The organism is Xylocopilactobacillus apicola (assembly GCF_033095985.1).
Lineage (GTDB): Bacteria > Bacillota > Bacilli > Lactobacillales > Lactobacillaceae > Xylocopilactobacillus > Xylocopilactobacillus apicola.
Genome location: NZ_AP026802.1, coordinates 921232 through 933612 on the forward strand (window position 1 = coordinate 921232; position 12381 = coordinate 933612).

Annotated in this window: 12 protein-coding genes; 11 read left to right on the forward strand and 1 reads right to left on the reverse strand. The window is 34.7% G+C overall.

What is annotated here, in order from left to right; genetic code table 11:
- Positions 1 to 5: 5 nt before the first annotated feature.
- The 11 genes from R8495_RS04620 to R8495_RS04670 all read left to right on the forward strand — a co-directional run bounded on the left by R8495_RS04620 (position 6) and on the right by R8495_RS04670 (position 11525).
- On the forward strand, positions 6 to 1385 hold the full coding sequence (locus R8495_RS04620; RefSeq protein WP_317636372.1) for a UDP-N-acetylmuramoyl-tripeptide--D-alanyl-D-alanine ligase: 1380 nt from the start codon (positions 6 to 8) through the stop codon (positions 1383 to 1385).
- A gap of 57 nt (positions 1386 to 1442) precedes the next feature.
- Positions 1443 to 1799 (forward strand): winged helix-turn-helix transcriptional regulator, encoded by a 357-nt coding sequence (locus R8495_RS04625; RefSeq protein WP_317636373.1) that lies wholly within the window; start codon positions 1443 to 1445, stop codon positions 1797 to 1799.
- Positions 1800 to 1850: 51 nt separating this feature from the next.
- On the forward strand, positions 1851 to 2909 hold the full coding sequence (gene pheS, locus R8495_RS04630) for a phenylalanine--tRNA ligase subunit alpha (RefSeq protein WP_317636374.1): 1059 nt from the start codon (positions 1851 to 1853) through the stop codon (positions 2907 to 2909).
- Positions 2909 to 5314 (forward strand): phenylalanine--tRNA ligase subunit beta, encoded by a 2406-nt coding sequence (gene pheT, locus R8495_RS04635; RefSeq protein ID WP_317636375.1) that lies wholly within the window; start codon positions 2909 to 2911, stop codon positions 5312 to 5314. Before pheS ends, pheT begins: the two co-directional genes overlap by 1 nt.
- A 30-nt stretch (positions 5315 to 5344) precedes the next feature.
- Positions 5345 to 6475 (forward strand): endolytic transglycosylase MltG, encoded by a 1131-nt coding sequence (gene mltG, locus R8495_RS04640; protein WP_425613266.1) that lies wholly within the window; start codon positions 5345 to 5347, stop codon positions 6473 to 6475.
- A gap of 12 nt (positions 6476 to 6487) precedes the next feature.
- Positions 6488 to 6961 carry a transcription elongation factor GreA gene (greA, locus tag R8495_RS04645; protein WP_317636377.1) on the forward strand — a complete coding sequence of 158 codons (474 nt, stop codon included), beginning with the start codon at positions 6488 to 6490 and terminating at the stop codon, positions 6959 to 6961.
- A gap of 3 nt (positions 6962 to 6964) precedes the next feature.
- Complete coding sequence (liaF, locus tag R8495_RS04650; RefSeq protein WP_317636378.1) at positions 6965 to 7387, forward strand: cell wall-active antibiotics response protein LiaF; 423 nt, start codon at positions 6965 to 6967, stop codon at positions 7385 to 7387.
- Entirely contained in the window at positions 7384 to 8430 is a 1047-nt protein-coding gene (locus R8495_RS04655; protein ID WP_317636379.1) for a sensor histidine kinase, read from the forward strand. The genes liaF and R8495_RS04655 overlap by 4 nt, the downstream gene beginning before the upstream one ends.
- Positions 8423 to 9055 carry a response regulator transcription factor gene (locus R8495_RS04660; RefSeq protein ID WP_317636380.1) on the forward strand — a complete coding sequence of 211 codons (633 nt, stop codon included), beginning with the start codon at positions 8423 to 8425 and terminating at the stop codon, positions 9053 to 9055. Before R8495_RS04655 ends, R8495_RS04660 begins: the two co-directional genes overlap by 8 nt.
- 164 nt (positions 9056 to 9219) lie before the next feature.
- Entirely contained in the window at positions 9220 to 10782 is a 1563-nt protein-coding gene (locus tag R8495_RS04665; protein WP_317636381.1) for an alpha-glucoside-specific PTS transporter subunit IIBC, read from the forward strand.
- A gap of 20 nt (positions 10783 to 10802) precedes the next feature.
- The gene (locus R8495_RS04670; RefSeq protein ID WP_317636382.1) at positions 10803 to 11525 is read left to right on the forward strand and encodes a phosphatase; all 723 of its coding nucleotides are present in this window, start codon (positions 10803 to 10805) and stop codon (positions 11523 to 11525) included.
- Position 11526: 1 nt separating this feature from the next.
- On the opposite strand, the gene R8495_RS04675 is transcribed toward R8495_RS04670, so the two are convergent.
- Positions 11527 to 12267 carry a MurR/RpiR family transcriptional regulator gene (locus R8495_RS04675; RefSeq protein WP_317636383.1) on the reverse strand — a complete coding sequence of 247 codons (741 nt, stop codon included), beginning with the start codon at positions 12265 to 12267 and terminating at the stop codon, positions 11527 to 11529.
- Positions 12268 to 12381 lie beyond the last annotated feature (114 nt).

Below are 12381 nucleotides of genomic sequence, written 5' to 3' on the forward strand. Positions count from 1 at the left end.
GATAAATGGAAATTAGCTTAAAAAAAGTTTCAGAAATACTTGTTGCTCCAATTTCAAGTGCTTCTTCAGAAGTTGTAATTAATCATATTGAATTTGATTCGCGCAAAGTAACACCAGGCGCTTTATTTGTTCCATTACAAGGTCAGCGCGATGGGCATGAATTTATTAATGCAGCCGTTCAGCAAGGAGCAGTTGCTACTTTAGTCGAAAAAGGCCATTCAACAGATAAAATTAAAGTTCCTTTTGTGGTGGTGGATAATGTTTTGGATGCAATTTTAAAAATATCTTCTTATTGCCTTAAAGTAATTAATCCTAAAGTTGTTGCAATTACTGGTTCTAATGGAAAAACAACGACTAAAGATTTGGTTTATTCTATTCTTGCTCAAAAATTTCGCGTTTGGCGCACTAAAGACAATTTTAATAATGAAATCGGGATTCCATATACAATTATTTCAATGCCTCAAGATACGCAAATTTTAACCATTGAAATCGGAATCGATGGGTTTAATCAGATGGAAGAGTTAGCCAATTTAGTTAAGCCAGATATCGCAATTATTACTATGATTGGCGAAGCACACATTGAATTTTTTAAGAACCGAAATGCGATAGCTTTAGAGAAGCTTAAAATTGCTCAGTATTTGAAGCCAGAGGGTATTTTGCTAATAAATGGGGATGAGCCACTGCTATTAAAGAATAGTAGCAATATTAAGGCTACGGTTAAGACTTTTGGAGAATCAAGACGCGATGATATTTATCCGTTTGATATTAAAACTACAATTGACAAATCTTCTTACCATACCAATTTGACTGATAATGAGACTTTAACAATCCCCTTGATTGGTAAATATAATATTGTTAATTCTTTGGCTGCAATTCAGGTAGCTAAACATTTTAAGATGACTGATGAAGAGATTAAAACGGGTCTTAAAATGTTACAATTAACAAAAGACCGAGTTGAGTGGTTTACAGGAAAAAAAGGAGAAAAAATTCTCGACGATGCCTATAATTCCAACCCGACTGCTCTTAAAGTTATTTTGGCGGTTTTTCGTGATTTGAAAATTGAACCGAATGAAAAAAAATATGTAGTTTTAGGAGATATGCTGGAATTAGGTGAGGAGAGTAAGGATTTTCACGCTAATATCGCGGCATCATTACCGCCTAATATTTTTGATAAAATTTATCTTTATGGAACTGAAATTTCGGCTCTGAATGACAAATTAAAGCCAATTTACCAAAGTCGACTTCATTATTTTCCAATTGATCAATTTTCAAAATTAGAGCAAGCACTTCAACAAGAAGTTGATGATAAAACTTATCTTTTAATTAAGGCGAGTCATGGGTTGCATCTAGAAAGACTGGTAAACTCGCTTACAAATAATAAATAGTATTTACAAGCATCTGTTTATCTGCTAGCATTTTTATTGTAATAATGAGGTGTAATCATGCAATTTGTGAGCGCAAAAGGAAGTAAGGATCATATTTGTCCCCATTTAGAAAAAGCACTTGTTCTACTTGGAAAAAAGTGGAATGCAAAAATAATCACTGTTCTTTTGGAACATGGACCCCTTAGGTTTAAGCAATTATCTAAGTTTGTAGATCCTTGTAGTGATCGAGTTTTGGTGGAAAGACTTAAAGAATTAGAAGGGGCAGGATTAGTTGAACGGATGACTTTTCCGAGTTCTTCTTTGATTAAATACCGCTTAACTAAAATGGGAGCAGATTTAAATCAAACATTAAAGTCTTTACATAGCTGGTCTGATAAATGGTTATGTAAAGATGAATCAATGCCCAGTAATTAACCTTCATTTTTGAAGGGTTTATTTTATTAGATTTTAATTAAGGAATAATTGATGAATTTAGAAATAAAATTAGCTGAACTAAAAACAAAGTTTGAAAATAGACTCAGTTCTGCAAAAAGCAGCGACGAGGTAAATAAGTTTAAAGTTGAGGCTTTAGGTAAAAAAGGTGAATTAACTCAAATTCTAAAACAATTGGGCTCACTATCGGTTGAGGAAAGAAAAGAAATCGGCAAAAAAGCTAATGAAATTCGTGATCAATTGAATGAGAAGATTGAGTTAAAACGCCAGGAGATCACTAAGGCTTTAGTTGAAGAAGAGATTAAAAAAGAAACGATCGATGTTACTTTGCCAGGGGTAGATTATTTAGTCGGCACCAAACATGTAATTAATATTGTAATTGATGATTTGGTGGATTTTTTTCGTTCAATGGGCTATACAGTTGATGACGGGACAGAAATTGAGGATGATAAGCACAACTTTGAAATGTTAAATATTCCTCAAGGTCATCCTGCTCGAGATATGCAGGACACTTTCTTTTTAACGAGTGATCGGGGAAATGATTGGCTTTTAAGATCTCAAACATCTCCGAATCAGGCTCACGTACTTGAAACACATGATTTTTCGAAAGGTCCAATTCGAATGATTAGTCCTGGTCGAGTTTTTAGGCGTGATAATGATGACGCTACTCATTCTCACCAGTTTTATCAGATGGAGGGAATCGTTGTTGATCGCAACATTACAATGGCTGATCTTTTTGGAACTTTAAATATTACTCTTAAGCATTTTTTTGGCTCTGAGCGGGAAGTTAGGTTTCGACCGAGCTATTTTCCTTTTACCGAACCTTCTGTTGAAGCTGATGTTAGTTGCTTCTTCTGTGATGGTGAAGGTTGTTCGATTTGTAAAAATACAGGCTGGATTGAGGTTTTGGGCGCCGGAATGACTCATCCGAATGTCTTTAAAGCTGCTGGAGTTGATCCTGATAAATATCAGGGATTTGCTTTTGGAATGGGAATGGATCGATTTGCGATGTTGAAATATGGGATCGAAGATATTAGAGATCTCTATACTAACGATGTTCGTTTCTTGGAAAAATTTGAAGGTGAGAGTTAATGTTAATTTCTTTAAATTGGGTTAAAAAATATCTTGATTTGTCAGTTAATGCAAAAGAATTGGCAGCGAAAACAACTATGACAAGTCAAGAAGTCGACGAAATTATTATTCCGAGTCTAGGATTAAAAAACATTGTTGTAGGATTGGTTCACGAAGTAACTCAAATGCCAGAATCAGATCATCTGAAACTTTGTCAAGTTGAGGTAGAACCAGGGGAAAATAAACAAATTGTTTGTGGTGCACCTAATATTCAAAGTGGGCAGTACGTTATCGTTGCTCTCCCAGGAGCAAGAATTAAAGATAATGTCAAAATTAAACGCGGAAAGATGAGAGGGTATGAATCTAATGGAATGATTTGTTCATTAGAGGAGATAGGATTTGCAAATAGTGTTGTTCCGAAGGAATATCTTGATGGCATTTACTACTTTCCGGCCGAATTAAAACCAGAAATTGGTGCCAATGCGCTTCCTTACCTTGGAATGGATGATCAAATTATTGATCTTGATTTAACTCCTAATCGTGGTGACCTTCAGTCGATCATGGGGGCTTGCTATGAATTTGGAGCTTTTTATCAAAAAAAACCGTCATTGCCTCAGTTCTCCCTGAACGTTAAAAAAGATAGTTTTTCACAAGATACGAAAGTATCTGTAAGCGATTCAAAGCTAATTCCAATTTATAAGTTACGCAGAATTCAAGGTGTCAAAATAGCTCCAAGTCCCCAATGGCTGAGAAATTGTCTTTGGAATGTAGGAGTAAGGCCAATTAATAACGTAGTTGATGTAACTAACTATATTTTATATCTATATGGTCAACCGATGCATGCGTTTGATTATGACACAATTAAATCTGGTGAGGTTTTGGTTCGTAATGCTAAAGATGGCGAAATAATTAAAACGCTCGATGGAGTTGAACGAGAGTTGCAGCGACGGGATTTGGTAGTAACTGATGGCACTAAACCGACAGCAATTGCTGGTGTTATGGGAGACTTTGATCATGAAATTACTGCTAAAACAACAAGCGTCTTATTAGAAAGTGCAATTTTTGATGCCAGAAGAATTCGAGAGACTGCTAAACGACTTGGCTTGAGAAGTGAGTCTTCAATTCGTTTTGAAAGAGGAATTAATCCTGATACAGTTCAAACGGCTTTAGATCATGCTGCTTGTTTAATACAAGAGTTGGCTGGCGGTGAGATTTCAGAAGAAGTAATAATCGGATCAAATGAAGAGTTTCCGACTTATAGCTTGGAAACTAGCGCTAAAAGAATCAGTGAAAAGATAGGGATGGAAGTATCTAATGACCAAGTAATAGAGATACTATCAAATCTTTCGATTCCTTATGAGCAATCTGAAGATCAGATCAAAGTTACTTTTCCTCATCGGCGTCCCGATCTAATGGGGGAAGAGGATTTAATTGAAGAAGTAGCCAGGATGATAGGATACGATAAATTGCCGATGACACTTCCTACCGCTCAAGTTATACCAGCATTATTTACTCCATTACAGACAATGGTTAAACGAGCCAGAGAAATTATGATTGGCTGTGGATTTGAAGAAATTCTGAACTATACTTTAGTTTCTAAGCGAGAAGTAGATAATTTAGACCAAGTCATTGATGATACGATCGTCTTGCCAAATCCGATGACAGAAGATCACGAAGTTCTACGTCGAAGCATGGTTTTCGGATTATTGAATGTTTTGCATTATAACCAAGCAAGACGTAGTAAATTTCAGCACCTATTTGAAATTGGTCATACATTTACTGGAAACCTTAAGAATGACGGACAGATCGAACATACTAAACTTGCGGTGGCTTTAAGCGGGCAATTTCCAGATACGTGGCAACACAAGGGGAAAAATGTTGATTTTTATGATTTGTCAGGAGTTTTAGCGACTTTTATGAAGAGAATCGGAATTAGTAAAGAGTATTCTTTAGTTCCAGGATCAAAGAGTCAGATTTTTCATCCAGGTCAGGCTGCAACTATTATGATTGATCAGGAAGAAATTGGAATCATTGGTAAAATTAATCCGAAAATAGCTAGACAAATGGACCTAGCGCCTACAATTATTTTTGAGATTGATCTTAACCAGTTACTTCACTATCCTCGGGCGAAAATTAGCAAGGTTGAAGTGTCTAAATTAAATCCAGTTGATCGAGATCTATCATTGTTTGTTGACAAAAAATATTGTAATCAAGATTTAGTTGCAGCGATCAATGATCTAAAGATTCCAAATTTGGTCAATGTTAAATTGTTTGATGTATACGCGCCAAATGATGAGGTCAATTCGTTTGCTTATTCACTAACATTTTTAAATCAAGAAAAGACTTTGACTGATCAAGAAATTAATCAAGCGCTTAATGAAGTGACTAAGATGCTTGAGGACAGATTTGCTGCTAAAATAAGGTAATTTTTGAGGTATAAATTGAACGAAGAAAAGATGCCTAGTCGACAAGAGCGAAAAAATCAGAGTAAATCTGACAAAATTAGGCAAGATAATCAAAAGGTTAAACATATTTCGACTTGGATTATCGGGATTTTAGCGACAGTTATTTTGATTACTGGTATTATGTTATACAAATACGTAGAGACTTCTCTTAAGCCAATTAATCCTGAGAGTTCTAAAGTTATTAGAGTAAAAATTCCCGTTGGATCGACAAACAAAGATATTGCACATTTATTAGAACAAAAACGAGTAATAAAAAGTGCAACCGTTTTTAATGTTTATGTCAAAACTAATAATATTTCTGACTTCAAGGCGGGAATTTATGAATTCAAGCAATCTGACACAATCAAAAAGATTTCTAGCAAACTTCAAGAAGGTGGCAAACCCCTTGATTCTAAAGAAGAGCTTGGCAAGGTTATGATTCCAGAAGGTTTAAATATTCAGGCAATGGAAAAGCTAATTGCCAAAAAAACTTCCTTTACTCAAAGTGATTTAGAGAAGGTTTTAAAAGATGAAACTTTTTTTAATGCACTAGTTAAGAAATATCCTGCTTTGTTAAATTCTGCAAAAGACGCTAGTGATGTGAGATATAGGTTGGAAGGCTATTTATATCCCGCGACTTATACGATTTATAAAGGGATGAAACCAAAAGATTTGATTTCTGAAATGGTTGCAAAGATGAATGAAGTAATGGGGCCATACTACACAGAGATTAAAAATTCTGACTTTACTGTCCAACATTTCCTAACAGTTGCTTCGTTAGTTGAAAAAGAAGGAATTACTGATCAAGATCGGAAATTGATTGCTGGAGTTTTTTTGAACCGTTTAGATGACTCGATGCCTTTACAGTCTGATATTTCAGTTATGTATGCTTTAAATACTCACAAGACTCATTTAACAAATGCTGATACTGCAGTTGATTCTCCTTATAACTTGTATAAAAATTCAGGGTTTGGACCAGGACCATTTGGTTCAGTGAGCATAAAATCAATTGAAGCTGTTTTACATCCAGCTGAGCGAGAAAAAAAATATATGTATTTTGTTGCCGACTTAAAAACAAAGAAGGTTTACTACAGTCGGACTTATGATGAACAAATTCAAAAACAAAAAGAAACAGGAAATTAATTAGGAGTAATAATGGAACCAAAAACATATCCAATGACCAAAGATGGTAAAAAAAAGTTAGAAAAAGAGTTAGACAATCTAAGACAAGTTAAGCGGCCTGAGATAATTAATCGAATTAAGATTGCACGAAGTTATGGAGATTTATCCGAAAATTCGGAATATACTTCTGCCAAAGATGAACAGAGCGCTTTAGAGTCGAGAATCTCAACACTAGAGAATATGTTGAGATTTGCCAAAATTGTTGAACCAAGTGAATTAGAAAAAAATACTGTCGGAATTGGCAAAACGGTTGAATTTTTAAATATTACGGATAATGAGACGGAGAGCTATAAAATTGTTAGTTCTGTTGAGGCTGATCCGTTTAAGAGTAAAATTTCAGTGGAATCACCAATTGCAACTGCCTTAAATGGAAAAAAAGTTAATGATGAAGTTTTGATTGAAACTCCTGGAGGAACAATTAAGGTTAAAATTACAAAGGTCAAGTAGCGGTTGAAGCAAGATATTCAGTATAAAAAAATTAAATTAAAAAATGATCGGTTACCATCAGGTCTAGAAATTCAGCCAAATAATTTAATTAACCAGCCATCCAATCAACCTTTTTATTGGGATGATTTAAATTTGCTTTTTTTTAAAGGAAACTATCTCTTAGATTTGGGAGATACGATTCTTCCTTCGCAAGCAGTAATGGTAGTCCGTTGTTTTTGGGGGAAAGTTCGAATCATTGTGCCGATTGGTGTGGGAGTTTTTGTTGATTTTGCAGCTTATCGGGGAAATTTCATTTTTGAAGAAAAACAAATAGTACTTAAAAATGAAAGAGTGCGTTATAAGAAGCCGAAATCTGATGAGTTTCCACAGCGGATTAATATTTATCTAAATTCATTCATTAGCACGTTGGAGATTGTTTTGGGATGAAATCAAAAAAAAAGGTTTATTTAATTGGATTAATTGCTTTGTGCCTGTTTTTGTATACAATGGGTCTTCTTTATTTGCTTCCAAACTTTAGTTCAAATAAGACAGCTCAACAAATCTTAAATTTAAAGTCATTTTGGATTATTCCTGGATGGCTTCTTCTGTATTTGGGAATTTTTATCTTTGCGATTTTGATATATTTCCTTTTCATGATCACCAGAAGAATCGAGTTATCAAAAATTGAAAGTGAACTGGCAGACATTTTAGATCAAGCCAAGAAACCAGATTATGCTAAAATTGATCCTCAAATTTACCAAATGATGCTTTTAATTTATCAGAGAATCAAGGAACTAGAGGGAGAAATTCAAAGCTTGGCAGTAACCCCTAATCTGGTCGAAAATGAGACAAAAGAGCAAATTCTAAGTAATGAAAGAAAGAGAATTGCTCGAGAACTTCACGATTCAGTTTCCCAAGATTTATTTGCTGGAATGATGATGATGAGTGCTTTAGAAAAGCAAATTAAATCAAATAAGGTAAGTCTTGAACAAGTTAATTCCCAATTAAATGTTGTATCCACAGCGATTAACGAAGCACAAAATGAAATGCGGGCGTTGCTATTGCATTTAAGACCATTGGGGTTAGAAGATAAAACTTTGCGACAAGGCATTGTTCATCTTATTAATGATCTTGAAACCAAAGTTAAGGCAAAAATTTTTTTTGAAGTTGACGAAGTTGATTTAAATCGCAATATTGAGGATCATATTTTTCGGATGGTTCAAGAAATTATTTCAAACATTTTACGACATGCCAAGGCAACTCAAATTCTATTGTATTTAAAACGGAGTCAAAACAATGTTGTTTTGCGGGTTGAAGATAATGGTATTGGTTTTGATCCCAAACAAAAAAGTAATCGTAGTTACGGCTTAAAAAATCTACAGGAAAGGGCAGCGTCAATTGGAGGAACTTTTAAAATTGTTTCTCTGAAGGGGCAAGGGACCGGGATTATTATTAAAGTCCCAGTTTTTAAGAGTGAAAATAATGATTAAAGTTTTAATAGTTGATGATCATACAATGGTTCGCATGGGAATTTCTGCTTATTTACAAATTGAATCAGATATTGAAGTTGTTGGGATGGCGACCAATGGTCTTGAGGCAGTCGAGCAAGCAAAGATTTTAAAACCCGATGTGATTTTAATGGATTTGGTAATGCCAGAAATGAACGGAGTTGACGCGTCAAAGAAAATTCTTAAAAATAATCCTAAACAAAAAATTATCATTTTAACCAGTTTTATTGATGATGAATTAGTTTATCCAGCGATCAGAGCAGGGGCTACTAGTTATATTCTAAAAACTGGCAGTGCAGATGAAATTGTTGATGCGATTCATAAAGCCGTCATGGGTAAATCGGTTTTTGAAGATGAAGTTGCCGATAAAATTAAAAATAATCCTGCTAAAGTTCAAGAAGAGGAATTGTTTGAAACCCTTACTAATCGGGAATTAGAAGTTTTGCGTTTGATTGGTGAAGGAAAGACCAATAAAGAGATTGGTGATGAGCTATACATCTCGTTAAAAACGGTAAAAACCCATGTTTCTAATATATTAAATAAACTTAATGTTCAAGACCGTACTCAAGCCACAATTTATGCATTTAAGCATGGATTAGTGAAGTAAATACACTTTTTAAACATCCGGGGTAACTCGGATTTTTTGGTGGAAAAAAGTTTCTCAAAGTGGAACTTTTTTAAAAAGATTAACAAAATCCCTGAATGTAAGCGTTCCACCATTTTTTGACCATTTGCAATTATAATGGACAAAAAATGAAAGTGTAGGGATGGATGAAAGATAAAATTCAAAAATTCGGTGGAGCAATGTTTACACCAATCATGCTGTTTTCTTTTTCAGGTATAATTTTGGCGATTACTATTATTTTTATGAATCCAATTATCATGGGAAAAATTGCTCAGCCGACGACAATGTGGTACAAATTTTGGGACATTCTTAGTTCGGGTTTTTGGACCGTATTTAACAATTTAGAACTTCTTTTTGTTATTGCTTTACCGGTAGGGTTAGCTAAGAAGTCATTGGCACGGATTAGTATGGAATCATTTGTGATTTATACCGCCTTTAATTATTTCACTGGATCGATTTTGAAATATTTTGGTAAAAATCTTGGAGTTAATTTTAGTCAAGATGCAGTAACGGGTTCTGGCTTAAAGATGATTGGCGGGATAAAAACCTTAGATACTGGAATTGTTGGCTCAATCGTTATTGCGTTAATGGTTGTTTATATTCATGACCATTTTATTGATAAAAAGGTTCCGGACTGGCTTGCAATGTTTAACGGATCTTCACTAGTTGTATTTATTGGAATGTTGCTGTCAGTGGTTTTGGCACTAGTTTTTTGTATTACTTGGCCATTTTTCCAACGTGGAATGGCTCATTTGCAATCTTTCTTTGTAAATAGCGGGGGGTTTGGCGTTTGGAGTTATTCCTTATTGGAACGACTACTTTTGCCCACAGGTTTGCATCATTTATTAACGCAGCCTTTTAGCTATGGAAGTGTAATTGTGAATGAAGGGCTGACCACATATTGGTTAAATCATTTAGTAGCGTTTAGTGAATCAACTAAATCTTTAGCGCAGTTAGCACCAGGCATGGCTTTTAAACTTTACGGTCAAAATAAGGTTTTTGCTGCTCCAGGAGTTGCAGCGGCTCTTTATATGTCAGCTAAACCAGAAAATAAGAAGAAAGTTGCAGCAATTGTAATTCCGGCCGCACTTTCAGCAGTTGTTGGTGGAATTACAGAGCCTTTAGAGTTTACTTTCTTATTTGTTGCTCCGATTCTTTATGTTATTTACTCCGTCTTGTGTGCGACTTTAACTTTGGCGATGTATTTAATCGGTTTACGGGGAGATTTTACTAGTGGAATTATTACTTGGTTGGCCAAAAATTGGATTCCACTTTGGCATAATCACCATAACGAGTATTTAGCCCAGATTGGAGTCGGGTTGGTCTTTATATTAATCTTCTTTTTGGTATTCTGGTTTGTAATTACTAAATTTGATTTTAAAACACCAGGACGTCAGGATACTGGAGAAACAAAGTTATTTTCGAAAAAAGATTATAAAGCCAAACAAGCAGAAAGCAATGCAGAAAATGAATTTCAAAGAAAGGCGATTGATGCGTTGGCTGGATTAGGAGGTAAAGAAAATATCCGAAATGTGACTAATTGTGCGACAAGGTTGCGAGTCACCGTTAATGATGTTCAAATAGTTAAAAGCGATGACTATTTTACCGAAATGGGCGCGCTAGGTGTTGTTAGAAAGGGAGATAATATCCAGATTATTATTGGTATTAGTGTTCCGCAAGTTAAAGACGAATTTGATAAATTATTATAAAGAAAGAAGAATTTTTGAAAATGATAACTGCAAAAATTGATACTCATACTCATACGATTGCCTCTATTCATGCATATAGTACTTTGAAAGAGAATATTACTGAAGCGAAGAAAAAAGGATTAACTGGTTTGGCAGTGACTGATCACGCTCCTGGGTTGGGTTTAGGAGACACTTTTCCTAAAACTTATTTTGGCAATATGCGAAAAGCAATTCCTAAATTTGTTGAAGGATTGAGAATTTTTAAAGGGGTTGAATGTAATGTTTTAGACTACGATGGTACGCTCGACTTGCCAACAACTACGCTTCAAAAAATGGATTTGGTGATTGCCTCTTGTCATGCACAGGTTGTTAAACCAACCACACTTGAAAAGCAGGATCAGCTTTGGATGAACATTGCGAGAAATCCGTATGTTGATATTATTGGTCATCCAGGAGATGAAGCATTTCGCTTTTCTTTTGAGAAAGTAATTCAAGAATTTAAAAAATATGATAAAATCGTTGAAATTAATTCCTCATCATTTCCGTATCGAAAAAATGCTCGCAAAAATTGCCAGGAAATTGCGTTATTGTGTAAGAAGTATAGAGTCAAGATTACAATCAGTTCTGATGCACATTTTTATACTGAAATTGGGAACTTTGAAGAGGCATTAAAAATGTTAGAATCCATTGACTTTCCAGCAGAATTAATCGTTAATCGTGATCTGGAAAGTTTAACTGCCGCTTTGACACACTGCGAAAAATGATTTAAGCTTCACAGTTAAGAAATTGTTTCACGATCAAATCCAGGAGCAAACAAAGAGGGACGTAGGAAGTATAAAAGCCATTGGTATCGGTTGTTTGCAAATATAAATTAAAGGAAGACATGCTGGCAAGGGGGTTGACAAGAAATCTTGTAATTGAGACAACAATAATCCCTTTTTCTTTCAAAAAAGGTAGTTCTTTGATAACTGTATCGGCTTGTCCGTTCATGGAAACAACAAATAAAATATCGTCTTTTTGCATAACTGAATTGTTTAGCTTCAGTTCAATGCTAGTGGGAAAAGAGATGATCGCTTTTTTAGCTGCGACCATCCCTCTTTTGAAATCTTCGAGAATATTTTTGGCTCCATAGCCAGTAGCATAAGTATAAATTCTCGGAGCTTGCTTCATTTTTCGGCAGAGCATTGCTAATTGATCAAAATCGATTAAATTCATAGTTTCGCTTAAATCCAATTTGGTCTGTTCTAAGATGTTTTGGCTATTAAGCAATTTATCGGCTTGTTCCAGCTCTCTTTTTAACTGATATTTAAATTCACTGTAGCCAGAATATCCAATATTTTTGCAAAGTCGAATAATAAATGATTTAGAAATCAAAGCTTTCTTGGCGAGTTCATTGATTGTTAAATTGGAAAAATCTCTTTTGTTGGTCAGAATTCTTGATAGAGTCTGACGCTCGTTAACGTTTAAATCATGGTAGTGCTCGTTGAATGCCGATTCTATCGTCATTGTGAACTCCTTGGGTATGCTAAAATTATCTGTTTTTTATTATAATTCAAAAAATTGAAAAACCAATGTTTAAAATTTAGTTTAGTGATTTGATCAAATGATTTTTTCGTTTTG